General features: G+C 66.6%; 29 protein-coding genes and 2 tRNA genes. 12 read left to right on the top strand and 19 right to left on the bottom strand.

All coding sequences use genetic code 11. The features are described from left to right. Positions 1-6: 6 nt before the first annotated feature. From KV397_RS16625 to KV397_RS16635, 3 genes are read right to left on the bottom strand one after another with little or no spacing between them, the layout of a single operon-like run. A complete protein-coding gene (locus KV397_RS16625; protein WP_248569948.1) occupies positions 7-639 on the bottom strand; it encodes an anthranilate synthase component II in 633 nt (210 codons plus the stop codon). Next, complete coding sequence (locus KV397_RS16630; protein ID WP_165875400.1) at positions 636-791, bottom strand: hypothetical protein; 156 nt, start codon at positions 789-791, stop codon at positions 636-638. The genes KV397_RS16625 and KV397_RS16630 overlap by 4 nt, the downstream gene beginning before the upstream one ends. 28 nt (positions 792-819) lie before the next feature. Next, complete coding sequence (locus KV397_RS16635) at positions 820-1,614, bottom strand: class E sortase (RefSeq protein ID WP_261811787.1); 795 nt, start codon at positions 1,612-1,614, stop codon at positions 820-822. 91 nt (positions 1,615-1,705) lie between these two features. On the opposite strand from KV397_RS16635, the gene KV397_RS16640 reads away from it, so the two are divergent. Next, complete coding sequence (locus KV397_RS16640) at positions 1,706-1,945, top strand: cell division protein CrgA (protein ID WP_047522075.1); 240 nt, start codon at positions 1,706-1,708, stop codon at positions 1,943-1,945. 376 nt (positions 1,946-2,321) lie between these two features. Here KV397_RS16640 and KV397_RS16645 read toward each other — a convergent pair whose 3' ends face one another. Both KV397_RS16645 and KV397_RS16650 read right to left on the bottom strand, forming a co-directional pair. Then, positions 2,322-3,215 carry a rhomboid family intramembrane serine protease gene (locus KV397_RS16645; RefSeq protein WP_131491636.1) on the bottom strand — a complete coding sequence of 298 codons (894 nt, stop codon included), beginning with the start codon at positions 3,213-3,215 and terminating at the stop codon, positions 2,322-2,324. A gap of 21 nt (positions 3,216-3,236) precedes the next feature. Further along, positions 3,237-3,794, bottom strand: a complete 558-nt coding sequence (locus KV397_RS16650; protein ID WP_047519733.1) for a peptidylprolyl isomerase — start codon at positions 3,792-3,794, stop codon at positions 3,237-3,239. 144 nt (positions 3,795-3,938) lie between these two features. Between KV397_RS16650 and KV397_RS16655 the strand changes: the two genes are divergently transcribed. Together KV397_RS16655 and KV397_RS16660 are read left to right on the top strand one after the other, a co-directional pair. Next, positions 3,939-4,445, top strand: coding sequence for a hypothetical protein (locus KV397_RS16655; protein WP_047519770.1), 507 nt, complete (start codon positions 3,939-3,941; stop codon positions 4,443-4,445). Between the two features lie 56 nt (positions 4,446-4,501). Then, positions 4,502-4,957: an aminoacyl-tRNA deacylase gene (locus KV397_RS16660; RefSeq protein WP_194239360.1), complete on the top strand. Its 456-nt coding sequence runs from the start codon at positions 4,502-4,504 to the stop codon at positions 4,955-4,957. Positions 4,958-4,984: 27 nt separating this feature from the next. On the opposite strand, the gene KV397_RS16665 is transcribed toward KV397_RS16660, so the two are convergent. Both KV397_RS16665 and KV397_RS16670 read right to left on the bottom strand, forming a co-directional pair. Further along, entirely contained in the window at positions 4,985-5,407 is a 423-nt protein-coding gene (locus tag KV397_RS16665; protein ID WP_047519735.1) for an NUDIX hydrolase, read from the bottom strand. A 44-nt stretch (positions 5,408-5,451) separates the two neighbouring features. Beyond that, positions 5,452-7,047: an amidohydrolase gene (locus KV397_RS16670; protein WP_261811788.1), complete on the bottom strand. Its 1,596-nt coding sequence runs from the start codon at positions 7,045-7,047 to the stop codon at positions 5,452-5,454. 119 nt (positions 7,048-7,166) lie between these two features. Between KV397_RS16670 and KV397_RS16675 the strand changes: the two genes are divergently transcribed. From KV397_RS16675 to KV397_RS16695, 5 genes are all read left to right on the top strand, one after another. Next, the gene (locus KV397_RS16675) at positions 7,167-7,613 is read left to right on the top strand and encodes an iron chaperone (RefSeq protein ID WP_047519736.1); all 447 of its coding nucleotides are present in this window, start codon (positions 7,167-7,169) and stop codon (positions 7,611-7,613) included. Positions 7,614-7,652: 39 nt separating this feature from the next. After that, positions 7,653-8,777: a M24 family metallopeptidase gene (locus KV397_RS16680; RefSeq protein ID WP_261811789.1), complete on the top strand. Its 1,125-nt coding sequence runs from the start codon at positions 7,653-7,655 to the stop codon at positions 8,775-8,777. Between the two features lie 138 nt (positions 8,778-8,915). After that, on the top strand, positions 8,916-9,218 hold the full coding sequence (locus KV397_RS16685) for an HNH endonuclease (RefSeq protein ID WP_315972131.1): 303 nt from the start codon (positions 8,916-8,918) through the stop codon (positions 9,216-9,218). A 16-nt stretch (positions 9,219-9,234) separates the two neighbouring features. Then, entirely contained in the window at positions 9,235-9,681 is a 447-nt protein-coding gene (locus KV397_RS16690; RefSeq protein WP_261811791.1) for a GNAT family N-acetyltransferase, read from the top strand. Positions 9,682-9,699: 18 nt separating this feature from the next. Then, complete coding sequence (locus KV397_RS16695; RefSeq protein ID WP_131491642.1) at positions 9,700-10,053, top strand: VOC family protein; 354 nt, start codon at positions 9,700-9,702, stop codon at positions 10,051-10,053. Positions 10,054-10,103: 50 nt separating this feature from the next. Here the strand turns inward: KV397_RS16695 and KV397_RS16700 are convergent. From KV397_RS16700 to KV397_RS16720, 5 genes are all read right to left on the bottom strand, one after another. Beyond that, positions 10,104-10,176 (bottom strand) — tRNA-Ala (locus tag KV397_RS16700). Positions 10,177-10,201: 25 nt separating this feature from the next. Further along, positions 10,202-10,275, bottom strand: a tRNA-Ile gene (locus KV397_RS16705). Positions 10,276-10,360: 85 nt separating this feature from the next. After that, entirely contained in the window at positions 10,361-11,302 is a 942-nt protein-coding gene (locus KV397_RS16710; RefSeq protein WP_131491643.1) for a DUF4097 family beta strand repeat-containing protein, read from the bottom strand. After that, complete coding sequence (locus KV397_RS16715) at positions 11,299-11,988, bottom strand: LuxR C-terminal-related transcriptional regulator (RefSeq protein ID WP_131491644.1); 690 nt, start codon at positions 11,986-11,988, stop codon at positions 11,299-11,301. Before KV397_RS16715 ends, KV397_RS16710 begins: the two co-directional genes overlap by 4 nt. After that, the gene (locus tag KV397_RS16720) at positions 11,976-13,244 is read right to left on the bottom strand and encodes a sensor histidine kinase (protein ID WP_261811792.1); all 1,269 of its coding nucleotides are present in this window, start codon (positions 13,242-13,244) and stop codon (positions 11,976-11,978) included. Before KV397_RS16720 ends, KV397_RS16715 begins: the two co-directional genes overlap by 13 nt. A 126-nt stretch (positions 13,245-13,370) precedes the next feature. Between KV397_RS16720 and KV397_RS16725 the strand changes: the two genes are divergently transcribed. Continuing rightward, positions 13,371-14,081: a VIT1/CCC1 transporter family protein gene (locus tag KV397_RS16725; protein WP_261811793.1), complete on the top strand. Its 711-nt coding sequence runs from the start codon at positions 13,371-13,373 to the stop codon at positions 14,079-14,081. Positions 14,082-14,149: 68 nt separating this feature from the next. Here KV397_RS16725 and KV397_RS16730 read toward each other — a convergent pair whose 3' ends face one another. The 7 genes from KV397_RS16730 to dnaA form a co-directional block, all read right to left on the bottom strand. After that, a complete protein-coding gene (locus KV397_RS16730; protein ID WP_047519752.1) occupies positions 14,150-14,554 on the bottom strand; it encodes a DUF3566 domain-containing protein in 405 nt (134 codons plus the stop codon). Continuing rightward, positions 14,551-17,106 (bottom strand): DNA gyrase subunit A, encoded by a 2,556-nt coding sequence (gyrA, locus tag KV397_RS16735; RefSeq protein WP_131491647.1) that lies wholly within the window; start codon positions 17,104-17,106, stop codon positions 14,551-14,553. The genes KV397_RS16730 and gyrA overlap by 4 nt, the downstream gene beginning before the upstream one ends. 43 nt (positions 17,107-17,149) lie before the next feature. Continuing rightward, positions 17,150-19,219, bottom strand: coding sequence for a DNA topoisomerase (ATP-hydrolyzing) subunit B (gene gyrB, locus KV397_RS16740; protein ID WP_052193261.1), 2,070 nt, complete (start codon positions 19,217-19,219; stop codon positions 17,150-17,152). Positions 19,220-19,337: 118 nt separating this feature from the next. Next, positions 19,338-19,841 (bottom strand): DUF721 domain-containing protein, encoded by a 504-nt coding sequence (locus KV397_RS16745; protein WP_131491648.1) that lies wholly within the window; start codon positions 19,839-19,841, stop codon positions 19,338-19,340. Next, positions 19,834-21,018, bottom strand: a complete 1,185-nt coding sequence (recF, locus tag KV397_RS16750) for a DNA replication/repair protein RecF (RefSeq protein WP_261811794.1) — start codon at positions 21,016-21,018, stop codon at positions 19,834-19,836. Before recF ends, KV397_RS16745 begins: the two co-directional genes overlap by 8 nt. 52 nt (positions 21,019-21,070) lie before the next feature. Beyond that, positions 21,071-22,213, bottom strand: a complete 1,143-nt coding sequence (dnaN, locus tag KV397_RS16755; protein ID WP_047519758.1) for a DNA polymerase III subunit beta — start codon at positions 22,211-22,213, stop codon at positions 21,071-21,073. A 496-nt stretch (positions 22,214-22,709) separates the two neighbouring features. Then, on the bottom strand, positions 22,710-24,101 hold the full coding sequence (gene dnaA / locus KV397_RS16760) for a chromosomal replication initiator protein DnaA (RefSeq protein WP_131491650.1): 1,392 nt from the start codon (positions 24,099-24,101) through the stop codon (positions 22,710-22,712). Between the two features lie 316 nt (positions 24,102-24,417). Between dnaA and rpmH the strand changes: the two genes are divergently transcribed. From rpmH to yidD, 3 genes are read left to right on the top strand one after another with little or no spacing between them, the layout of a single operon-like run. Continuing rightward, positions 24,418-24,555, top strand: a complete 138-nt coding sequence (gene rpmH / locus KV397_RS16765; RefSeq protein ID WP_013584598.1) for a 50S ribosomal protein L34 — start codon at positions 24,418-24,420, stop codon at positions 24,553-24,555. A gap of 6 nt (positions 24,556-24,561) precedes the next feature. Continuing rightward, positions 24,562-24,912, top strand: a complete 351-nt coding sequence (rnpA, locus tag KV397_RS16770) for a ribonuclease P protein component (protein ID WP_131491651.1) — start codon at positions 24,562-24,564, stop codon at positions 24,910-24,912. Next, positions 24,909-25,259 carry a membrane protein insertion efficiency factor YidD gene (yidD, locus tag KV397_RS16775; protein WP_081996891.1) on the top strand — a complete coding sequence of 117 codons (351 nt, stop codon included), beginning with the start codon at positions 24,909-24,911 and terminating at the stop codon, positions 25,257-25,259. Before rnpA ends, yidD begins: the two co-directional genes overlap by 4 nt. Position 25,260: the final 1 nt, after the last annotated feature.

Genomic DNA, 25,260 nt, shown 5'->3' on the forward strand with positions numbered 1-25,260 from the left:
CCGGCCTCAGCGTGAGAGCGGGTGCAGGCGCTCCGATCGGGCGACGGCGCTCGTCGCACCGCACAGCTCCAGCCAGTTCGCCAGAAGCCGGTAGCCGCCTTCGGTCAGCACGCTCTCGGGGTGGAACTGCACGCCGTACAGCGGCAGCTCGCGGTGAGCGAGCCCCATCACGGTGCCGTCCTCGGTCCATGCGGTGACCGTGACGTCCGGAGGAAGGTCGGCCTCCGCGAGCGTCAACGAGTGATAGCGGCCGGCGGAGAACGGTGAGGGGATGCCGGCGAACAAGGCGGATCCGTCGTGCCTGACGGCCGAGACCATCCCGTGCATGAGCTCCGGCGCCTCGCTGACCGTCGTGCCGAGGGCTTCGCCGATCGTCTGGTGCCCCAGACACACGCCGAGCGTCGGTACTCCGAGCCGAGCGGCGATGCGGACCGCGGCGATCGATGCCCCGGCATCGGCCGGCGCTCCGGGTCCGGGCGAGAGCAGCAGGGCGTCGTGCGCGAGGAGCATCGACTCGAGAGCCTCGGCGTCCAGGGAATCGGACTCGACCATCAGGGTCTCCGCCCCCAGTTCGTGCAGATAGCCGACGAGGGTGTGCACGAAGCTGTCGTGGTTGTCGACCACGAGCACTCGGGTCATTCGACGTCGACCTCGCCGGGGGCGACGATCGGGCTCACCCACGGGAAGACGTACCAGAACAGGCCGTACAGGACGGCGGCGATGACGACGAGCAGGATGAGCACGCGCAGCCACCACGGGCCGGGCAGCAGGCGCCAGAGTGCGGCGTACATCAGTCTTCTCCCTCGTGGATGTCCATGATCACACCGACGGTGCGGCCGGCGGAGGCGGCGGGTCGGTCAGAGCCTGGGGAGGCCCCTCGGCACGAGGCTGGAAGCTCTCGAACACCCCGTAGGCGACGATGCGCTCGGCGAGCGAGTACAGCGGGGAACAGGCGGTGAGCGTGATGTACTGCTCTCCGGTCTGCTGCTCGGGCATCTGCGGCACGTCGGCGAGCACGTCGGTCTGCGTCGGCTTGACGTACTCCAGGGTGCGGAAGCGGTAGGTGTACCAGCCGTCGGGCGTCTCGACGACGATCGCATCGTTCAGCTGCAGCTTGTCGAGCTGATTGAAGGGCTTGCCCCATGTCGTGCGGTGCCCGGCCATCGAGAAGTTGCCGACCTCGCCCGGCATCTTGGAGTCGGTGTAGACGCCGATCCCCTTCTGGTCGAGGGTGCGTGCACGGGACGTGCCCCCGTAGATTCCGAAGTTGTAGTCGGCGCCGAATCGCGGGATGTGCATCTGCCCGAACCACTCCGCGTCGGCGGGCGCGGTCGGCACCGGCGGAACGTAGGTCGTGGTGCCGTCCTCCGCCTCGACGACTGGAGGCAGCGCGGGGGCTTCGGCCTGCGCGAGCTCTCTCGAGATCTCCGCGCCCTCTTCGTTCTTCTGCGCACTGATGATGATGTCGCCGATCCACATCTGCCAGGCCACGAACAACAGGACGATGACTCCGGCGGTCAGCAGCAGCTCGCCGAGCACACTCGCGAACGTCGCGCGAGAACGTGATCTCGCGCGACGCGGGCGTCGCCCCCCAGGCACGACGGAAGCAGTCATGGCGCGATCATATCCGGGATCGCTGAACGCATGCCGGTGATCGAGCGATGTGGGCTCGGCAGCTCATGGGTGTGCCGGGTACAATGACGGCATGGCACGTGACCGCAAGACCGAAGAACCCGCCGTCGAGCGCGCCGAAGGCGAAGCCGCTCCCAACGCCGTCTGGTTCAAGCCGGTGATGATCGGCTTCATGCTGCTCGGTCTCGCCTGGATCCTGGTCTTCTACATCTCGGGTATGCAGTTCCCGATCCCGGGACTGGACAACTGGAACCTGGCGATCGGTCTCGGCATCGCGCTGATCGGCTTCCTGATGACCACGCGCTGGCGCTGACGCCCCCGACTTTCGACGAAGGCCCCCTCGCATCGCGAGGGGGCCTTCGTCATGTCCGGAGCGAAAGGCGACCTGTGCCGCGAGGGGCGGAGTTGTTCCCGGAGCAAGCATCGGGAGGGACCCGCGAAGCGGGAGGGCACCCGCTCTGCGAGCGAAGGGCGAGCTGTGCCGCGAGGGGCGGAGTTGTTCCCGGAGCGAGCATCGGGAGGGGCCCGCGAAGCGGGAGGGCACCCGCTCTGCGAGCGAAGGGAACAACCCCGCCCCGACCCCACAAGAGTCACCGAGAGCGAAAGTTATCCACAGCCCCCTCCACAGCCTGGGGAGAATTACACCGGTGTTATTCACAGGGGTTAACAACCCTGTTAACAACTTCGGATCAGGACAAAAGGATCAGCGGCGGCACGAAAGCCACGACCACGATCAACAGCACGACCAGCGCGGACAGCAGGATGATCTGCAGGGTCCGCTGCTCTCGACGCTTCGTCTTGACGTAGATCAGAGCGACCAGCGCTCCGACGACGGCACCGCCGAGGTGCGCCTGCCAGGAGATTCCCCCGACGAAGAGACCGAACGCGAAGTTGATTCCGAGGATGACGAGGATTCCCGTCACGTTGGCGCCTATGTGGCGACCGATGATCAGCAGCGACGCCAGGAGCCCGAAGATCGCCCCGGATGCTCCGACCGTCCACGAACCGGGCGCGAGGATGGCGACCATCACCGATCCCCCGAGGCCGCTGATCAGATACAGGGCAAGGTAGCGGGTGCGGCCGAGCATGGGCTCGAGGCTCTGCCCCAGCATCCACAGCGCGAGCATGTTGAGTGCCAGGTGGATGAAGCTCCCGTGCACGAGCAGCACGGTGAGAAGACGCCAGGGCTCGAAGGGCACGGCGAAGAGATTCGGGTACAGGAAGGGGGCGAAGAACCCCAGAGCCTGGATGAGCGGGTCTTTGAACCCGGGGATCAGCTGCACCAGCCCGATGAAAGACGTGATGGCGAGCAGCGCGTAGGTGACGACGGGTCGCCCGCCGCGGGTCACGGCCAGGGCACCGCCCCGACCACCGCGCCAACGACGTTCGGCCTTCTTCTGCGCGGGCGTCCTGTTCTTCCGCTCGGCATTCATGCACTCCGGGCAGATGACGCCGACGGGTGCCTGGGTCTGGCACTCGGGACAGATGGTGCGCATGCACCGCTGGCAGAGCACGAAGCTCTGCCGATCCGGATGGCGATAGCAGAAGTTGTCGCGATTGCTCGTGAACTCAGGCGTGGTCATCCGGATCGGCCGCAGCTGTCGTCAGGCCGCGACGATGTCGATCGACTGCAGCACGACCGGCTCGACCGGGCGGTCGCCGGGGCCCGTCTGCACGGCGCCGATCGCGTCGACGACAGCCTTGGAGGCGTCATCGGCGACCTCGCCGAAGATCGTGTGCTTGCCCTGCAGCCACGGCGTCGGGTCGGTGGTGATGAAGAACTGCGAGCCGTTGGTGCCCTCGGGCTTGCCGGTGATGGCGTTGCGGCGGAGGCCGGCATTGGCCATCGCGAGGATGTAGGGCTCGTTGAAGTTGAGCTCCATGTTGATCTCGTCGTCGAAGTTGTAGCCGGGGCCTCCGACGCCCTGTCCGAGCGGGTCGCCGCCCTGGATCATGAAGTTCGGGATGATGCGGTGGAAGATGACGTCCTTGTAGAGAGGACCCTCGCCGGGCTTGCCGGTGGCGGGATCGGTCCACTCCTGAGTGCCGTCGGCGAGGCCGACGAAGTTCTTGACCGTCTTGGGGGCGTGGTCGCCGAAGAGGTTGATGACGATGTCACCGTGGTTGGTGTGCAGGGTTGCGACGTGGGAAGCGTGAGCCATGTCCTCATTCTCGCAGAGCTTCCGGTGAGTTCGCCCGGTGTACCGCGGATCCGATGATGGCGCAAGGGTCCGGTGATTCCCGCCCGGCATCCAGGCTCTCGTGGCAAGATGGGGAACCCGTACTCCAATGGACAGGAGAGCATCGTGAGCCTCAGCCGCAAGCGGAAGAAGGAACTGCGTCGTCTTCAGAAAGACGCGAACCAGCTCTGGGAGAACCAGCAGGTGCTCGTCGGCCACGCCGCCGAGGTCGCACGCGAAGCCGGCCGTCAGCTCGGCAGCATCAATCGCGAGCAGGTCGTGCCTGTCATCCAGGACACGTACAACCGTCGTGTCGCACCGGTCGTCGACCGTGGCGTCAAGATGGGTCGGCACGTCGTCGACGACAAGGTCGTCCCGATCGTGGGTGGAGTCGTCGGATCCGCGCTGACCGCCTGGGACGTCGCGAACGCCAAGCGCTACGGCGTCACGCCTCCCGCTCCGCGCGGCGCCTTCGGCAAGAAGCAGAAGTCGGGCCCCGGCCTCGGATCGGTCATCGCGATCGTCCTCGGTGCCGCTGCCGCCATCGGTGTCCTCTACGCCGCCTGGCAGACGCTGCGTGCCGATGACGAGCTCTGGGTCGCGGACGACCCGCTCGCAGCCCCCGACGCGTGAACACTTCGGCTCCCGCCTCCGTCGCCTCCGGTGGCGGAGGCGGTCCGCATGCGCGGGTGCGTGAGGCCGCGCAGGCCCGCGGTCTCGACATCGAGATCCGCGAGCGTCCGGCCGCCGGCAGCCTCTTCGAGGCGGCGGAGCTGCTCGGCATCCCCGCGTCCGGCATCGTGAAGACGCTCGTGGTGAAGCGCTCGGACGACACCTTCCTGTTCGCCCTCGTGCCGGGCGGACGTTCGATCTCGTGGCCGAAGCTGCGTGCGCTGGTCGGAGTCAACAAGCTGCGGCTCCCGGAACCAGAACTCGCCCTCGCGGCGACCGGCTACGAACGAGGCACCATCGTGCCGATCGGCAGCACCACCGACTGGCCCGTCTACGCCGACGAGTCCATCGTCGGACAGCGCATCGCGATGGGTGCGGGAACGCACGGATTCAGCCTGTTCGTCGAAGCCGACGACCTCATCGCCGCATACGGGGCGACCGTCGCCGACATCTCCGTACCCGAAGAGCGCTGACGCCGCACGCTGACGCTCGGCCTCGGCTCAGAGGAGGCCGGCCATGCGCATCGCGATGTCGACCAGCTTGACGCGCTGCAGCTCGGCGACGGAGGTCAGCGGGAACCACTCCGCCATGTCGGTCGAACCATCGGTCTCGAAGCGGAGCTTGCCGCCGGTGACCGCGCCGCGATAGACGATGCGCAGGGTGTGCAGCGGCTCGGCGGCCTTGTGCACACGCCGGCCGGCCGGGATCACACGGGAGTGGATCCCCAGGAGTTCGCCGACTTTGATGCTGTAGCCCGTCTCCTCACGGAGTTCGCGCCGCACCGCGTCTTCCGGCGACTCCCCGGGCTCGAGCCCGCCACCGGGCATGGTCCACGCCACCCGCCGTCCTTCGGTCCAGCGCGCCAGGAGCAGGCGGCCGTCGTCATCGGTGACGACCGCATACGCCGCGACACGCAGGTCCATGCGTCACACACTATCCGCCGACGAGGGCGGTCGATGACCGCGTGTCAGACGACGCGCACACCCGCCAAGTAGGTGGACGTCACCTGCGTCTCGGCGAGGTCTTCAGCGGAAACCGTGACCGGGTCGCGATCCACGACGATGAAGTCCGCGAAGAGTCCGGGGGCGAGGACGCCCACCTCCCGCTCGCTGAAGAGCTGCCAGGCGGCGTTCGCCGTGTGCGCGAGGAGCGCCTGATCCCTGGTGACCGGTGTGCCGCCGGGCATCCGATACCCGTTGCGGGTGGTGCGGGTCTCGGCGACCGCCATGTTGCGGAAAGGCTCGTTCGGGGTGACCCACCCGTCGTTGTGGAACGTCACGCGATGTCCGGCTGCGAACGCGGCGCCGGCATCCGCCCAGGCACCCCCGTGCTCCGGACCGAAGAGATCATCGACGAGCACTTCGCCCCAGTACGTGATGTGGTCGACGAACAGACTCACCGTGACCCCCAGCGATGCGGCGCGCTCGAACTGCACCGGCGTCATCGCGCCGCAGTGCTCCAGCCGGAATCGGTGATCGGTGAGCCCGTGCCGCGCGATGATCTGCGCGAAGACATCGAGGGTCGCGTCGATCGCCAGGTCGCCGTGCGCATGACACGCCAGCTGCCACCCCGCACCGGCATAGGGCTCGGCGATGGCCGACAGCTCGTCCGAGGTGTAGTTCGCCCGGCCGATGTGGTGCGGCTCGAGTCCGAGCGCGCGGGTCGCCGGGGTGTCGAGGTACGGGAAGGAAGTGGCGATGTTGCCGACCCAGGGAGAGCCGTCCGACCACGTCTTCACTCCCGTCTGCCGGAAGAACGGGTCGTCGCCGCCTCGTGCGGAGGGGATCCCGCCCGGACGGGACATCTCATACCATCGCAGGCGCACCGGCATCTCACCCTTCGCACGCAGGGCGTCGATGAGCGGACCGAGTCCGGGGTTCCACGACAGGTCGGCCACGGTGGTGATGCCCCGCGAAGCCAGGTCGCGCAGGTGTGCAGGAAGGATGCGGGGGAGATGCTCCTGTGCCTTCGCGAGAATCGGAGCGACGACCATCTCGACCGCGGCAGCCTCGAGTGCGACACCGGTGAGCTCCCCGTCGGCGTCCCGTCCGAACGAGGCACCGGCGGGGTCTGGGGTGGTCCGGTCGAGGCCTGCGGCGAGCGCGGCAGCGGTGTTGAAGTAGACGGAGTGGCCGGAGTTGTGGATCACGACGAGAGGAACGCCGCCGGCCAGCTCGTCGAGGAAGTGGATGTCGGGATCGGGGAGTCCGCGCTGCAGCAGCGAGTCCCAGCCGTTCGCGAAGACGGCTTCCCCACCGGCCTCCGCGACCGCCGTGCGCAGAGCTGCCAGCACGCCCTCGGCCTGGGGAACGACCACGGGCCGGAGGTCGACGACCAGGTCGGACAGCAGGATCGCCGCGAATCCGGGATGCCCGTGCGGCTCGATCAGCCCGGGCATGACCCAACCGTCCAGCGCGACCACGTCGGCGTCGGGGTGGTCGCGGCGAATCTCTTCCGCCGAGCCGATGGCCACGATGGTGGCGTCGTCGACGGCCATGGCTTCGACCTGGATGTCGGTGCTCGGCGCGAAAGGACGTATGCGGCCGGTGAAGACTGTCGTCATGGCGTCAGTCTGTCAGGCGTCGGCGCCACGGCGGGGATCGATCAGGAATCGAGAAGCACGCCCGCGTCTCTCCTCCGTAGTGTGAGGTCCATACCGGCAGCACACCGAGAGGACCGAAGATGGCCGAGAAAGAGAAGAACTTCAGCGCCGAAGAACGCGAGGCGATGCAGGCCGCCGCGAAGGAGGCCCGCACCCGGCGTTCCCGCGCGAAGAAGTCACCGGAAGAGCTGCGGGCAGCAGGGGAGGCCGACATCACGGAGGCCATCGAGAAGCTCACCGCCGAGGACCAGGCTCTGGCGAAGAAGCTGCATGCCCTCGTGTCGGAGGTCGCCCCGGAGCTGGTGCCGCGCACGTACTACGGGATGCCGGCGTGGGGTCGTGACGGGAAGGTGCTCTGCTTCTTCCAGCCCGCGAGCAAGTTCAAGGTGCGCTACGGCACCTTCGGCTTCGAACCGATCTCGAACCTCGACGACGGCACGGTCTGGCCGACCGCGTACGCCGTGACCGCACTCACCGACGCCGATCTGGAGTTCCTCGCGGAACGCATCCGCGTCGCGATCAGCTGACCGTCGACCCGGCGGCGACCGCGCAGTAGCGTGGATGTCGTGAGCACACTCCCGTTCCCCGCCTCCGTCTACTCCGCCCGGCTCAGCCGCGCCGCTTCCCTCGCCGCCGACGCGGGACTCGACGCCATCGTGGTCGGTCCCGGGCCGGATCTGCAGTATCTGGTGGGAGTGGAGGGCGACACGATCGAACGACTGACGGCCCTCGTGATCGGCCCCGGCGCGACCCCGACGGTCGTGGTGCCGCGCATGGAACTCGCAAAGGTGCGCAGCACGGCTGTCGGCGAGCTGGGTCTCGCGGTCGCCGACTGGGTCGATGGAGAAGACCCGTATGCGCTGGTGACCTCGGCGGTGGGCGATGCCGCCCGTGTGGGTGTCTCCGATGCCCTCCCCGCGCTGCACGTCATCCCGATCGGGGATCGTCTCGGGGTGCGCCTCGAGCTCGCGACTCCGGTGCTGCGCGAAGGGCGGATGATCAAGGACGCCGAGGAGATCGCCGAACTGCGCCGGGCCGGAGAAGCCATCGACGCTGTGCATCGACGGGTGCACGAGTGGCTTCGGGCAGGACGCACCGAGCGCGAAGTGGCAGCCGACATCGCCGAGGCCATCGTCACGGAGGGCCATCGCACGGTCGAGTTCGTGATCGTCGGGTCGGGTCCGAACGGCGCCGACCCGCACCACGAGGTGTCGGATCGGGTGATCGAGGAGGGCGACGTCGTCGTGGTCGACATCGGCGGTGCGGTCCCGAGCGGATACAACTCGGACAGCACGCGGACCTACGTGGTGGGGACTCCCGCCCCCGCAGCCGCCGAACGGATCGCGGTGCTCGTGCGGGCGCAGCAGGCAGCGGTCGAAGCCGTGCGTCCCGGTGCCACCGCGGCCGAGGTGGATGCCGCCGCCCGGAGCGTGCTCACCGACGCGGGTCTGGGGGAGGCGTTCCTGCATCGCACCGGCCACGGCATCGGCGTCTCGGTGCACGAGGAGCCGTACATCGCTCCGGGCAACGACCTGGTCCTCCGCGAAGGCATGGCGTTCAGTATCGAGCCCGGCATCTACTTCGCCGGCGAGTGGGGTGCCCGCATCGAGGACATCGTCGTCGTCACGGCGGACGGTGGGGAGCGGCTCAACGTCGCGCCGCACGGCCTCACCGCGGTCGGCCTTCGCTGACCCCGCGCGCTGACCGAGCGCGAGCACTTCCCGCGATACGATCAGCGCATGCGTCGCCGCCGCAAGGTCTCTTCCGCCACTGCATCACCGGCGACCCGAGCACGGTACGCGAAACGACGCCAGAATCGACTCGCCCGCGTGGACAACGACCTCACCGACGAGCAGTGGTACGACCTCATGGAAGCCTGGGACGGATGCGCCTACTGCGGCGGTGACGGCGCAGCTCTACAGCGCGACTGCATCCAGCCCGTGTCGCGCGGCGGTCGCTACACCCTCGAGAACGTGGTCCCGGCGTGCGCGTCCTGCAATGCCAGCAAGCACAATGACGAGGTGACCGGGTGGCTGCGACGGAAGAAGCTCGATGAGCGGACGTTCCTCGTCCGTCATGCCACCATCCTGCGCGCCTTGCGGCCCTCCCCGGACGGCACCGCCCTCCCCTAGTCACTAGTCTCGATTCATGACGACGATCGCGCCCCTCACCGCCGCGGACCAGCCCGAGTGGCTCGCCCTCTGGCGGGGGTACCTCGCTTTCTATGAGACCGACCTCGACGAGACGATCACCGCTTCCACCTTCGAGCGACTGGTCGACCCTGATGGCGGTATCCAGGGGGCCATCGCCCGCGACGAGACGGGTACGGCCGTGGGCATCGTGCACTGGTTGACGCATGCCGCGACGTGGACGACCACGGACTACTGCTACCTCGAAGACCTGTTCGTGGCACCCGGCGTCCGCGGTGGCGGTGTCGGGCGGGCACTGATCGCGCACGTGCGAGCGTGGGCTGAGCAGCACGGATCCGCGAAGGTCTACTGGCTCACCGCCGAGTCGAACACCACCGCACGTGGCCTCTACGATCGTGTCGCCTCCCGGTCGGGGATGATCCATTACCAGATCGATCTCGCCTGACGCGGGGATGATGGGGGCATGCGCGTCGAAAGAGTGGTCCCTGATCTCACCGTGACCGATCTCCGTTCCGCGGTCGCCGAGCATTCGGCGGTGCTCGGGCTGCGGGTGCTGATGGACCACGGCTGGATCGTGACGCTCGGCGACGAGGAGGGGCACCAGCTCAGCCTGATCACCCGCGACGCCTCGGCACCGGTGAATCCCGATGTCTCCGTCTTCGTCGACGACGTCACGGCGGCCTTCGCCCGCGCGGAAGCGGCGGGCCTGGAGATCGTGCATCCACTCACCGACGAGCCCTGGGGTGTCACGCGTTTCTTCTACCGCGACTCCGATGGTCGCGTCATCAACGTCGGGATGCACACCGATCGCGAGTGACCGCGAAAAGAGAGAAGCCCCCGGTACGCACCGAGGGCTTCATCTTCCGGTGGAGCCTAGGAGATTCGAACTCCTGACATCCTGCTTGCAAAGCAGGCGCTCTACCAACTGAGCTAAGGCCCCGTGAGGGATTTCTTGAGTTGAGGAGTGGGGCTACCAGGACTTGAACCTGGGACCTCTTCATTATCAGTGAAGCGCTCTAACCGCCTGAGCTATAGCCCCGTCAACCTCCAAGACTTTACCGGAGAAAGACGGAATTTCCGAATCGAGGGCGACGACCCGGGAGTGTCCTCGCCCTCGACCCGGTTCAGCGACCCGGGCGGATCGTCGCCGTGCCCGCGGAGAGCGATACCTCGATGGTCCGCCGCGCACTCGACGCCTCCTGCACCTTCGAGTTGAGGGTGCCGGCACTGATGTCCTGGCTCACGGCGTACTCGACATCGGGCAGGGTCAGATCGAGCGATCCGGCACTGACATCGATCGTGGTCTGCGACGGCGGTGTACCGGTCAGCTCGACCGTGAGGTCACCCGCGGACACACCCAGATCGGCCACGGTCACGCCATCGAGGAGGATGTCGGCGCGACCGGCGCTCATCTGCACGTCGAGTTCTGTGGCGGACCCGGTGACGTCGAGCGCGCCGGCGCTCACGGTGGCGTCGAGCACCCCGAAGTCGCCGTCCACGTCGAGGCTGCCGGCATCCAGTGTGAGGTCGGCATCGAGCTCCGCGTCCCGCAAGCTCTCCGGCAGCGTGAGCACGGCGATCTGCTCGTCCCCGAACCAACTGCCGAACCACCACCCGAACACGTTGTCCGGACTCCGGACGATCAGTTCGTCGCCGTCACGTTCGAACGTCCACGCGGGTCCTCGCCCGTTGGTGATCGCCAGCTCCGCCTGATCCACGTCGCCGAACTCGACGCGCATGCTGCTGGCATCCGCATCCAGGTCGATGCCCTCGATGCCTTGTGCGTTCGCGGTCTGCACGGAATCCGGCCGGCTCGCCGAGATGACGGAACCCGCCGCAGCGGCAACCGCTGTGCCGCCGGTTCCGAGAAGGGCGATCCCGCCCACCACCGCTGTCACGACCAGGACGGCCGTGGCTCCGGACGAACGCCCTCCCGTCGGGCTGGGCGGCGGAGGTGTCGGTGCACCCGGCGCCGCCGATGGCGGCGCCGGAGAGGCGGGCGGGGAAGCGGGCGGCGGGGTGAGCGGGGTGTGCTCGCCCGGGAAGCCGTTGTTGTCGGTGGTCATCGTGCCACTCCTGTCTGGCCGGTCGGCGGCGTCGGGCCGCCCGTGTTCTCGATGTGGGCAAGCGCGGCGAGCACGCGGCGATTGCCGGACTCGTCCGGGTCGAAGCCCAGTTTCTGGAAGATGGAGGTGATGTGCTTCTCGACGCTGGCCTCCGAGAGGAACAGCAGACCGGCGATCGCCTGGTTCGACTTCCCCTCGGCGATCAGCGCGAGCACGGTGCGTTCCCGCTCGGTGAGTCGCATCATCTTGTCGTCGCGATTGCGGCGCGTGAGGAGCTGAGCGACGACCTCGGGGTCGAGAACGGTCGCGCCCTCCGAGATGCGCTGCACCGAACCGAGGAACTCCTCGACATCGGCGACCCTGTCCTTGAGCAGGTATCCGAGCGGACCGCCCTGCGCCGCGATCAGATCCGAGGCGTATCGCTCCTCGACGTACTGCGAGAGGACGAGGATTGCGAGGGACGGACGCGAGGCCCGCAGACCGAGCGCGGCGCGGATGCCCTCGTCGGTGAAGGTCGGAGGCAACCGCACGTCGAGGATGCAGAGATCCGGTGCACTATCGGCCACCGTCTGCTCGAGCTCCACCGTGTCGGCGAGAGCGGCGACCACCTCGTGCCCTGCGTCCTCCAACAGGCGAACGAGGCCTTCTCTCAGCAGGACCGAATCCTCGCAGATCAGGATGCGCACGGTACGTTCACCTCCAGGCTGGTCGGTCCGCCCTGCGGACTGTCGAGGCGGAAGGTCCCTCCCGCGGCGAGGATGCGGTTGGCGATGCCGTCCAGACCCCCACCGGGCTGCACCTGAGCGCCTCCGATGCCGTTGTCCTCCACGCGGGCCCAGAGGGTGTTGCCCTCACGCACGCGCACGGTCACCCGGGCTTCACTGGCCCGCGAGTGCTTGGCAGCGTTGGTCAGGGACTCCGCGATCGAGAAGTACACGGCGGCCTCGGCCTCGCGGCTGCACCGGCCGCCCATCCGGACATCGAGGTGCACGGGAATGTGCGATCTCCCGGCCAGAGCGGAAAGGGCGGCGTCGAGACCACGGTCATCGAGCACCGAGGCGTGAATGCCGCGAGCGAGTTGGCGGAGTTCGGTGATCGCTGCCTTGGTCGAGGTGTGAGCCTCGTTGATCAGCTCCTTGGCGGCCTCCGGATCGTTGTCGATCTTCTGCTGCGCGAGTCCGAGCGTCATCCCGACCGAGACCAGCCGCGGCTGTACCCCGTCGTGCAGATCGCGCTCGATCCGGGTGCGCTCCACATCGGCGGCGCGCACCGCACCCTCACGCTGGGCGGTCGACGTGCGGACACGCTCGGTGAGCTCGGTCTCCTTGCTGCGGATCACGATCGCGAGGGAGAGGGTTCGGTGCAGCAGTGCCAGCCCGATCATCCCGACGACGCAGGCGGCGAGGCCGAGGACGCCGATCAGCGGAGCCCAGGCCACGGGGATCCCCCCGCCACCGAACGGTCCGATCACGGAGTCCGCGGCCGTGAGCGGGGCGAACGAGATGATGATCGACCACACCAGTCCCCAGAACAGTCGGAGGACGACGAAACCGAGCACGGCGGAGATGGCGAAGTTCGCCACTGCCCGCCACATCCGGCCGTCGATGGCCTGCCGTCCGAGGGACCGCAACCACCCGCCGAATCCGGGACGATCACGCGGCTGTACGCGCAGCGGCGCGATCGGCGTGCGGTAGAGCGCGCCGACACGAGCGACTTCGAACCAGCCGAGTCCGTAAAGGGCGTAGACGAGTCCGACCAGGAGGACGACGCCGATGCCGGCCGCGAAGAGGAGGCCGATGCCGGTGCCGAGAAGGCCGCCGAGCATGCCGAAGATGACGCCGCCGAGGACGCCGACGCCTGCCAGATGCAGGATCGTGAGGAAGATGCGCAACGGCGGCTTCACCGCGGTTGCGGGAGTCGGGGTCGCAGTCTGAGTGGTCATGCTTCCACGGTACGGCGGGGCCGTTGCGCGCGGCACCGAGTCACCCGGACACTCTGTTTCGGGTTTTCCGTAACGCGTGCTCCGGATCTCCTGTGTCCCGAGCCTCCTTCCTGCTTCACTGGAGGCATGACGATGCACGAAGCAGAACCGCACGGCGCCGGTCTCGGCCAGCGACTGAACTGGCTGCGCGCGGGGGTGCTGGGCGCCAACGACGGCATCGTCTCCGTCGCCTCCCTGGTCGTCGGAGTGGCCGGCGCCACGACCGACAACGCCGCGCTCCTCACCGCGGGCATCGCCGGCCTCGTCGGCGGAGCGATCTCCATGGCCCTCGGGGAGTACGTGTCGGTGAGCAGCCAGCGCGACAGTGAGCGCGCGCTGATCGCGAAGGAGAGCGAAGAGCTGCGCACGATGCCTGCGGTGGAGCTCGACGAACTCACCCAGCTCTACCGCGACCGCGGGCTCTCCGACGAGACGGCACGTCAGGTGGCGGTAGAGCTCACCGCGCACGACGCCCTCGCCGCTCACTTGGAGGTCGAGCTCGGCATCGACCAGGACGACCTCGTGAATCCGTGGCATGCGGCGATGTCCTCGGCGATCGCCTTCACTCTCGGTGCACTCCTGCCCTTGCTGGCCATCCTCCTCCCGCCCCCGGAATGGCGGGTGCCGGTGACCTTCATCGCGGTCCTCCTTGCTCTGGCCGTGACTGGAACCGTCTCAGCCAGGATCGGAGGATCCGCGCCGGTGCGCGCATCGATCCGGCTGGTGCTCGGCGGAGCACTCGCCCTCGCCGCCACATGGCTCATCGGCACACTACTCGGCACCACCGGCGTCGTGTAGCAACCGCTCGCGGGGACGACGAAGGGCGGATGCCGCAGCATCCGCCCTTCGTGTGTCCGTGTGAGGGATCAGTTCGACATGAACCCGACGAGCAATCCGCCCGTCACCTTCACGGCGAGGTTGTAGATGCCGGCGACCACGGCGCCGAGCACCGTGAAGACGATGAGGTTAAGGATGGCGACGACCGCTGCAAAGGCCATGACCTGCGGCAGTCCGACGACCTCGGACAGCACGAAAGCGTTGTCGGTGATGCCGACCAGGAAGCTCTCGGCCGTCGTCATGACGTTCGTCGCCTGGAGCACCAGGAAGATGAGGAAGAACGACACCATCGTGACGACCGCGAGGGCCACGGCTCCGAGGAACGACAGCTTCACCGCCGACCAGAAGTCGACGTAGACCAGACGAAGCCGGACCTGCTTGCCGCCTGTCTTGCGTGTCGACTTCTTCGCCAGCTTGTCGGCCACTGTACTCATGCGTCTGTATCCTCGGGGGTTTCTGTCGTCTCAGGTGCCTGGATCTCGGCATCCTCCGCTTCGGCCTCTTCTTCGGCGAGGCCACGCTCACCGTTACGGGCGATGGCGAGGATGCGATCGGCCTCCGTCGTCCGGGCGAACACCACTCCCATGGTGTCGCGACCCTTGGCGGGGACCTCGGCCACGGCAGAGCGTACCACCTTGCCGCTGGACAGAACCACCAAGACCTCGTCGTCCTCTGCGACGATCAGACCGCCCGCGAGAGTGCCCCGATCGTCGTTCAACTTGGCGACCTTGATGCCTGTCCCGCCGCGTCCCTGGACCCGGTATTCCTCGATCGCGGTGCGCTTCGCGTAGCCGCCGTCGGTGACGACGAAGACGAACTTCCCCGGGGCGGCGACGGAGGCCGAGAGCAGGGAGTCGTCGTCGATCTTGAACTTCATGCCGCGAACACCGGCCGTCGCGCGACCCATCGGACGCAGCGCCTCATCGGTGGCCTCGAAGCGCACCGACATCCCGTGCCGGCTGATGAGGAGGATGTCGTCTTCCGCGTTCACGAGGAGCGCGCTGACCAGCTCGTCCTCCTCGTTCAGACGGATCGCGATGACGCCGCCCTGGCGGTTGGTGTCGTACGTGTCGAGCCGGGTCTTCTTGACGAGGCCCTCCCGTGTGGCGAGCACGAGGTAGTCCGCCACCCCGTAGTCACGGATGTCGAGCACCTGGGCGATGCTCTCATCGGGCTGCAGTGCGAGGAGGTTCGCGACGTGCATGCCCTTGGCGTCACGTCCGGCCTCCGGCACCTCGTAGGTCTTCGCGCGGTAGACCCGGCCCTTGTCGGTGAAGAACAGCAGCCAGTGGTGCGTGGTCGTCACGAAGAAGTGCTCGACGATGTCGTTCGCCCGCAACTGAGCGCCCTTGACGCCCTTGCCGCCACGGTGCTGGGAGCGGTAGTTGTCACTGCGCGTGCGCTTGATGTAGCCCTCGCGCGTGACGGTCACCACCATCTCTTCTTCGGCGATGAGGTCTTCCATCGACACATCGCCGTCGAAGCCGTGCAGGATGTGCGTGCGACGCTCGTCACCGAAGCGGTCGACGATGCCGGTCAGCTCTTCGCGGATGATCACACGCTGACGACCCTCGTCGGCGAGGATCGCCTTGTAGTCCGCGATCTGGGCCTCGAGCTCGTTCGCCTGATCGATGATCCGCTGACGCTCGAGAGCTGCGAGGCGACGCAGCTGCATCTGCAGGATCGCATCGGCCTGGATCTCATCGATGTCGAGGAGCTTCTGGAGACCCTCGTTCGCATCCGCCGTGGTCTGCGACCGTCGGATGAGCGCGATGACCTCGTCGAGCGCGTCGAGCGCCTTCAGATATCCGCGCAGGATGTGCATCCGCTTCTCGGCCTCGCGCAGCCGGAACTCGGTGCGTCGCACGATCACATCGATCTGGTGGGAGATCCAGTGCGTGATGAACCCGTCGATCGCGAGCGTGCGCGGGACACCGTCCACGATCGCGAGCATGTTCGCGCCGAAGTTCTCCTGCAACTGCGTGTGCTTGTACAGGTTGTTGAGCACGACCTTCGCGACGGCGTCGCGCTTGAGCACGACGACCAGACGCTGACCCGTGCGGTCCGAGGACTCGTCACGGATGTCGGCGATGCCGGTGATCTTGCCGTCACGGGCCAGGTCGCCGATCTTGACCGCGACGTTGTCGGGGTTGACCTGATAAGGCAGCTCGGTGATGACGAGGCAGGTACGACCCTGGATCTCCTCGACGTTGACGACCGCGCGCATCGTGATCGAGCCGCGACCGGTCCGATACGCCTCGTGGATGCCCTTCGTCCCGAGGATCTGCGCGCCGGTCGGGAAGTCGGGGCCGGGAACGCGCTGGATCAGACCGTCGAGCAGCTCCTCGCGGGGGATGCCGGGGTTGTCCAGCGCCCACAGCGCCGCATCCGCCACCTCGCGCAGGTTGTGCGGCGGGATGTTCGTGGCCATGCCGACCGCGATACCGACGGAACCGTTGACGAGCAGGTTCGGGAACCGGGCGGGGAGAACCGTCGGCTCCTGCGTCTGACCGTCGTAGTTGTCGGTGAAGTCGACGGTCTCCTCTTCGATGTCGCGCACCATCTCGAGCGCGAGCGGAGCCATCTTCGTCTCGGTGTATCGCGGAGCCGCGGCGCCCATGTTCCCGGGGGAACCGAAGTTGCCTTGCCCGAGAGCGAGCGGGTAGCGGAGGGACCACGGCTGAACCAGTCGCACGAGGGCGTCGTAGATCGCCGAGTCGCCATGCGGGTGGTACTGGCCCATGACCTCGCCGACCACACGTGCGCACTTGGAGAACGACTTGTCCGGGCGGAACCCTCCGTCGTACATGCCGTAGATCACACGGCGGTGCACCGGCTTGAGTCCGTCGCGCACATCGGGGAGGGCGCGCCCCACGATGACGGCCATGGCGTAGTCGAGGTAGCTGCGCTGCATCTCCGACTGCAGGTCGACCTGGTCGATCTTGCCGTGATCGTGTTCCGGTTCGGTGCGTTCTTCGTCAGTCATGAATCAATCTCTCTGTCACACATCTGGTCTGAGCCCGCGGGCATCAGATGTCGAGGAAGCGGACGTCCTTGGCGTTGCGCTGGATGAAGCTGCGTCGGGACTCGACGTCTTCGCCCATCAGCACACTGAAGATCTCGTCGGCCGCGGCCGCGTCCTCGATGGTGATCTGCTGCAGGGTGCGCGTGGTGTGGTCCATCGTCGTCTCCCACAGCTCCTTCGGGTTCATCTCACCGAGACCCTTGTAGCGCTGGATGCCGGCATCCTTCGGGATCCGCTTGCCGTTCTCGAGGCCGTGCGCGAGCAGGGCGTCGCGCTCGGCGTCGCTGAACACATACTCGTGTGCGGAGTTCGACCACTTCAGGCGGTACAGCGGCGGCATCGCGAGGTACACGAAGCCGGCCTCGATGAGTCCGCGCATGTAGCGGAACAGCAGGGTGAGCAGCAGAGTCGTGATGTGCTGGCCGTCGACATCGGCATCCGCCATCAGGACGATCTTGTGATAGCGAGCCTTCTCGATGTCGAACTCTTCGCCGATCCCCGTGCCGAAGGCCTGGATCATCGCCTGGACTTCCTTGTTGCCCAGCGCCTTGTCGAGACGTGCACGCTCGACGTTGAGGATCTTCCCCCGGAGCGCCAGGATCGCCTGCGTGTGCGGGTCGCGACCCTGCACCGCGGAACCACCGGCCGAGTCACCCTCGACGAGGAAGATCTCGCTGATGGAGGGATCCTTGCTGGTGCAGTCCTTGAGCTTGTCCGGCATGGCCGCAGACTCGAACACGCTCTTGCGGCGAGCGGTCTCGCGGGCCTTGCGAGCGGCGAGACGAGCGGTCGCGGCATCGATCGCCTTGCGGACGACGTTCTTCGCCTGGTTCGGGTTGCGCTCGAGCCAGTCGCCGAGCTGATCGCCGACGACCTTCTGCACGAATGCCTTCGCCTCGGTGTTGCCGAGCTTGGTCTTGGTCTGACCTTCGAACTGCGGCTCGCCGAGCTTGATCGAGATGACCGCGGTCAGTCCCTCACGCACGTCGTCACCGGAGAGGTTGTCGTCCTTCTCCTTGAGGAGGTTGTTCGCCCGGGCGTACTTGTTGACCAGCGTGGTCAGAGCTGCCCGGAAGCCCTCCTCGTGCGTCCCACCTTCGTGGGTGTTGATCGTGTTCGCATAGGTGAAGACGTTCTCGGTGTAGGACGTCGTCCACTGCATCGCGACTTCGAGCGAGATCTTGCGCTCGGTGTCCTCCGACTCGAACGCGATGATCTCGTCGTTCACGACTTCGGCGTGACGCACCTTGTTGAGGTACTCGACGTAGTCGACCAGTCCGCGCTCGTAGTAGAACACGTCGCCGGGCTGCTTGGTGACGGTCGCGCCGTCTTCCTCGACCTCGTACGCAGACGACTCCCGCTCGTCACGCAGCTCGATGCGCAGTCCCTTGTTGAGGAACGCCATCTGCTGGAATCGTGTGCGCAGCGTGTCGTAGTCGAACTCGATCGTCTCGGTGAAGATCGAGGCGTCCGGCCAGAACGTGATGCTGGTTCCGGTCTCCTCGGTCGCCTCGCCCTTCTCGAGCTTCTGCTGCGGGATGCCGCCGTCGGCGAAGCTGTGCCGCCAGACGAAGCCCTTCTGCTTGACCTCGACGTCGAACCGCGTCGAGAGCGCGTTCACGACCGAAGATCCGACACCGTGCAGACCACCGGAGACGGCGTAGGCGCCCCCTCCGAACTTTCCGCCGGCGTGCAGGATCGTGAGCACGACCTCGACCGTCGACTTGTTCGGGTCGGAAGAGTGCGGGTCCACCGGGATGCCTCGACCGTTGTCGACCACACGCACGCCACCGTCGGCGAGCATCGTCACGAAGATCGTGTCGGCGTATCCGGCGAGGGCCTCATCGACCGAGTTGTCGACGATCTCGTAGACGAGGTGGTGCAGACCGCGCGGTCCCGTGGAACCGATATACATACCGGGACGCTTGCGGACGGCTTCGAGGCCTTCGAGGATCTGGATCGAGTCGGCGCCGTACTCCCCGGGCTGCTTCGCCTTGGGTGCAATGGTGCCCTGGTCCTCGGGGGTTCCCCCGATGTTCGATTCCGTCTCGTCAGCGGGGGATTCAGGCGTCATCAGAGGGCATTCTCCACATCGATATCACGAACTGCCATTCTAGCGGAGTTTCGTGGGGAAACACCGCTCTACGGCCGTGTGTGGCCCTCTGAGCGTTTCTGACCCCTTGCGTGGTGTCCTACCCGTAGGTATCGCGCGGGCCCCGCCCTGGAACGGCTCTGGGACCCCATTTCCACGAGGGGACGTCCGGTCCGATGAAGCGCAGGTTCTCCACGCCGGCCTCCGGATAGCGGCGACCGATCTCGGTGAGAATCGTCGCGCGCATGAACTGCAGGTTCTTCGCCCACGCCGTCGAGTCGCACTTCACGGTGAGCAATCCTCGCTCCAGGGAGACGGGTTCGGAGTGCTTCGCCGTGTCGGCGCCCGCGAGATCCGCCCACTGACGGACGAGGTCTTCCCTGGCCAGAGTGATCTGCCACCCCGAGTCGCGGCTCAGCTTGTCCAGGACCGCGCCGAGGGTCCCGGGGTCCCGCCCGGGCGTGAACGGCGCGTTGTCGTCATCGGTCGTGATGCGACGCTTGCGCTTCCAGCTCTTCGAGCTCGGCTGCAGACCGCGCAGACGCAGGTAGGTGCCGACCGTCTCGGGAACATCGGCAGCGGGAGTCGGTGCGGCGTCAGTCATCGGCTGCCTCCCGTTCATCACTGATCGTCCCGGCGCTGATGCGCACCACATGCGCGTGCAGCACCTCAGGGATATCTTCCTCCACCGCCGCGGTCACCACGACCTGTTCGTACCCTGCGGTGAGGGCTGCGAGTCGACGACGCCGGTCCGCATCGAGCTCGGCGAACACGTCGTCGAGGATCAGGACCGGATCGCCGGCGGGGGATTCACTGCGCAACAGCTCCGCCGACGCCAGCCGGAGCGCGAGCGCGACCGACCAGGACTCCCCGTGCGAGGCGTACCCCTTCACCGGAAGGTCGCGGACACGGAGCACGAGATCGTCCCGATGCGGTCCGGTGAGTGTGAGGCCGCGGTCGAGTTCGTTGGAACGCTTCGCCGCGAGAGAGGCACGGAAGAGGTCCGCGATGCGGTTCGGATCGCTGAGCCTGTCGGCGGGGGAGACCTCTTCGGGTCCGCCCTCATCCTCTTCGGGGTCGCCGCCACCGACCGAGAGCGCCCACTCCAACTGCGGACGATGATCTGCACCGGCGATCGCTTCATATGCATCGGCGACGGGTTGTTGGAGATCGACGGCCAACCGCTGTCGAGCCGTGATGATCTCGGACCCCAGGGAGACCAGCTTGTCGTCCCACACATCGAGGGTGCTCAGACCTTCGCCCCGGATGCCGCGGGCACGCGCCGACTTCAGCAGGGCATTGCGCTGCTTGAGCACACGGTCGTAGTCGGCGAGCACGCCCGCCATCCGTGGAGTGCGCTGGATGAGGAGCTGGTCGCTGAACCGGCGGCGGGCGGACGGGTCGCCCCGGACGATCTGCAGGTCCTCCGGCGCGAAGAGGACGACGTGCGCGTAGCGGGGCAGCTCGTTCGGCTTGGACGGAGAGCCGTTGATGCGTGCCTTGTTCGACCCCTGCCTGTTCACCTGCACTTCGACGAGCACTCGACGCTCGCCGTGCGAGAGCCGTGCCCGGATGACCGCGAACTCCTGCCCGTCGCGCACCATGGGGGCATCGGACGACACGCGATGCGAGCCGAGAGTGGCCAGGAACACGACCGCTTCCGCCAGGTTCGTCTTTCCCTGCCCGTTGCGTCCGACGAGCACGTTCGGGCCCCGGTGGAGAGTGAGTTCCGCGGTCGCGTAGTTGCGGAAATCGACCAGGCTCAGGTGCTCCACAATCACGGAGTCAGCCTACCTTCGAGGTCTGACAACGGACGCGGGACGAGGCGCGGGATCAGCGAAGGAGGAGGTTCGGCTGCAGCAGGTACTTGAAGGAGTCGAGGCCCGCCTGGTCGACCGACGTCTGGCTCGTGATCAGCACGGGGCTGAGCTTGTTGGCGTTGTCGCTCGAGGTGAACGTCACGCGGACGAACTCGCTCTTGACCGCTCCGAGAGCCTCGATCAGGTACTGGGGGTTGAGGCCGAGCGTGACCTCGTCGCCGCCGGAAAGGATCGCGTCGACCGACTCGGATGCGCGCGCGTGGTCTCCACCGGAGGCATCCATGGTCACGCTGTCGCTCGAGAACGTGAATCGCAGCGGCGCCGCACGATCGAGGACGAGCGAGACACGGCGGACGGCTTCGACGAGGTCGGCCGTGTTGACGACCGCGTAGTGGTCGGTCTGCTCGGGGAAAAGGCGTCGGACCGGGGGGAAGTTGCCCTTGATGAGCAGCGAGGTCACGGTCTTGTTGCCGGCGGTGAAGGCGATGATCTCGCGATCGCCCGCGCCGGAGAAGGCCACCTGGATGTTGCCGGCGTGACCGAAGGTCTTCCCGACCTCGAGCAGGGTGCGTGCCGGCACCAGCGCTGTCGCCTCGACGGACTCGCCGTCCCACGGCACATCGCGGAGCGATACCCGATAGCGGTCCGTGGCGACCAGGCTCAGAGTGTGTCCGGAGACTTCGAGCTGCACACCGGTGAGGACGGGAGTGACGTCGTCGCGTGATGCGGCGAAGCCGACCTGTGCGATCGCCGTGCCGAATTCCTCAGCCGGAACGACACCGGAGGATCCGTTCACCTCGGGGATGGACGGATATTCCTCGACCGGCATGGCGGCGAGTGTGAATCGGGCCGAACCGCAGGTGACGGCGATCCCACCGTCTTCCTCGACGGCGATCTCGATCGGAGCGTTCGGGAGGCGGCTGGCGATGTCGGAGAGAAGACGGCCGTGGACGAGGATCGTGCCGGGGGTCTCGACCGTGGCTTCGATGGTCGTCCGAGCGGAGGCCTCGTAGTCGAAGGCGGAGAGCGTGAGGCTGGATCCGTCTGCTTCGATCAACACTCCGGCGAGGATGGGCTGTGGATTGCGCTGCGGCAGAAGCTTGACGACGAACGAGACAGCCTCGCTGAAGACATCGCGGTTGACCTGAAACCTCACGGGTGCTCCCTTGTCGTCGAACTGTGACGCGTCGTCGTCGGCCCTGCCGGTGCAGGGCTTCCCATGCTAGCCCCACAGTCCTGCGTATCCCTACGCCGAGGTTTCCTGTCATCCGTTCGTCGGTTCTCCCCACCGTCTGGTGATCGGATCGCGCCCTGAATGACTTAACTCCTTAACGGTGTTAACAGCTGTGGATACTGTGGATAAGTCGGTGGATATCAGGAGCGAGTAGGGAACTACACGCTTGTCAGTTGTGGAAACCCTGAGGAATCCGCGGGATCCCGGTCCTGGGGACAACGGAGGTGTTGTCCGAGTTATCCACAGGTTTGGGTGTTCAGCTCACATTCGTCCCGATGGAATCCACGATCATCCACAAGTTATCCACATGTGCATAGAGGCATCTATCGAGAGATCAGAATCCCTGTCGGGCACACAAAAAAGTGGAGGACCGCATCCATTCGGGTGCGGTCCTCCACTTTTTCGGAGGTGCGGCGTGTCAGCGCCGGCCGAGCTGCGTCGTGATCTCGGTGACCTGGTTGTAGATGGAGCGACGCTCCTTCATGAGCTCACTGATCTTCTTGTAGGCGTACATGACCGTGGTGTGGTCGCGGTTGCCGAACAGCTGACCGATCTTCGGAAGGGACAGGCTCGTGCGCTCCCTGCACAGATACATGGCGATCTGTCGTGACGTGGCGATCTGCTGCGATCGGCTCGAACCGTAGAGATCGTCCACGGTGAGCTTGAAGTACTGCGCCGTGGCCGTGATGATGTCGGTCGGCGAGATGATGTTGTCCTCCGCCGTGTCGATGATGTCGCGGAGCACGGTCTGCGCGAGGGAGATGTCGAGGGCAGAGCGGTTCAGGCTCGCGAACGCGGAGACGCGGATGAGTGCACCCTCGAGCTCGCGGATGTTCGAGGAGACGACGGTCGCGATGTACTCGAGCACCTCGTCGGGGATGTGGAGGGCCTCGCTCTGCGCCTTCTTACGGAGGATCGCGATGCGGGTTTCGAGGTCCGGTGCCTGCACATCGGTGATGAGGCCCCACTCGAAGCGGCTCCGCATCCGATCCTCGAAGCCCGTCAAGTGCTTCGGCGCGACATCACTGGTGATGACGACCTGCTTGTTGTGATCGTGCAGCGTGTTGAACGTGTGGAAGAACGCTTCCTGGGTCTCGGCGCGACCCTGCAGGAACTGGATGTCGTCGATGAGGAGGATGTCGACGTCGCGGTACCTGGCCTGGAACGCGGCACCGCGGTTGTTCGCGATCGAGTTGATGAAGTCGTTCGTGAACTCCTCGCTCGAGACATAGCGGACCTTGACTCCGGCGTAGAGCGACTGCGCGTAGTCACCGATCGCGTGGAGGAGGTGCGTCTTGCCGAGTCCGGAGTCGCCGTAGATGAACAACGGGTTGTACGCCTTGGCCGGCGCCTCGGCCACGGCGACCGCCGCAGCGTGTGCGAATCGGTTGGACTGGCCGATGACGAAGTTGTCGAAGGTGTACTTCGGGTTCAGCCGGGATTCGTGACGCAGCTGTGTGGGCTGCTCCATCGGAGACTCGACGCGGCTCTGCTCCGTGCGTCCGAAGTCTCCGACGGCGATGGGGGCCGTCTGCTGCTCCGCCAGTTCGTGGTTCACGACGACGCGGTAGGACGTGACCTCTTCGCCGATGTGCGAAAGGGCCTCCATGATCGGGAGTCGGAGACGCTTGTTGATCTGCGCTGCGGTCAGATCGTTGGGGACTTCGAGGTACAGCGTCGCGGACATGACGCCGGCCGGGACGGCGAGGCTGAGGAAGCCCTGCAGCTGGGGGGTGACGCGATCGTCGTCGGCCAGCAGCTCCTGCACCGTGGTCCAGATCGGGACGTCGGGCTGGGCAGGTGATGTCATGACGCTCCGGACGAGGAATCGAGGCGGGGTCGACGTGCCGTGCCCCCTGTGGATAACTTAGGATGCCACGGTAGTCATCCCGGCTGTGAACGGCAACCTGCCCTTGAAAACACGCGCGCGTGTTGTGCCTGCCGGGCGCGCCACGGTTGTGGATAATGGCTGTGCGGTGCCCGCCGGGCCGCCCTCGCGGAAGCGCGCAGATTTGCTCTGCGCGCCGGTAGGACGTACCCTAAGTCGGTTGACTTATGCCATTTTTGGCAGTTCCCCATGTCTCCGGTCGAAGTGAATCCGGTGGCAGCATTCCCGGAGTGATTCCATGAGCAAGCGCACTTTCCAGCCCAACAACCGTCGTCGCGCCAAGAAGCACGGCTTCCGTGCCCGCATGCGTACGCGTGCCGGCCGCGGCATCCTCGCTGCACGCCGCGCGAAGGGCCGCACCGAGCTCTCTGCGTAGTCCGCTGTGCTCGCCCGCCCGTATCGACTGACCCGCGGGAGCGACTACCGTCTGGTCGTTCGACGTGGATCCCGTTGTGGTGGGGCGCGCGTCATCACCTCGGTGCTGGCGACGGGCGAGAACAGGGCCGCGAGGTTCGGATTCATCATCAGCAAGCAGGTGGGCACCGCTGTGGTGCGCAACACCGTGCGTCGGCGACTCAAAGCCGTGTGCGCGGAGGCGCTCCCGCGCGTCCCTGAGGGCACGGATGTCGTCATCCGTGCCCTTCCTGCGTCCTCCAGCGCGACTTTCGCGGATCTTCGCGCCGACGTCGATCGCTGCCTGAGCAGACTCGCGCCCGCCACGGTGTCGGCATGACCGCGCTACCGGCGTCTTCTGTGGGAACGGCGCGATGGCATGCGCGTGACCTGGTGCGAACCATCCCGGTGATCCCCCGGAACCTCGTGCTGGGGTTCCTCACGGCGTACCGCAAGGTGATCTCCCCGATGTATGGAGATGTCTGTGCGTACTACCCCAGCTGTTCGGCTTACGCTGTAGGTGCGGTGCAGCAGCATGGTGCAGTGAAGGGAGCGGCGCTCTCGGCGTGGCGCATCCTCCGCTGCAATCCCTGGACCAGCGGCGGCGTCGATGACGTCCGGCCGCACGACCACTTCCGTTACGACTTGACCACACACGGTTTCGTCGTCCCTTCCCGAAAGGACTGAT

Source organism: Microbacterium aurugineum (assembly GCF_023101205.1).
Lineage (GTDB): Bacteria > Actinomycetota > Actinomycetes > Actinomycetales > Microbacteriaceae > Microbacterium > Microbacterium aurugineum.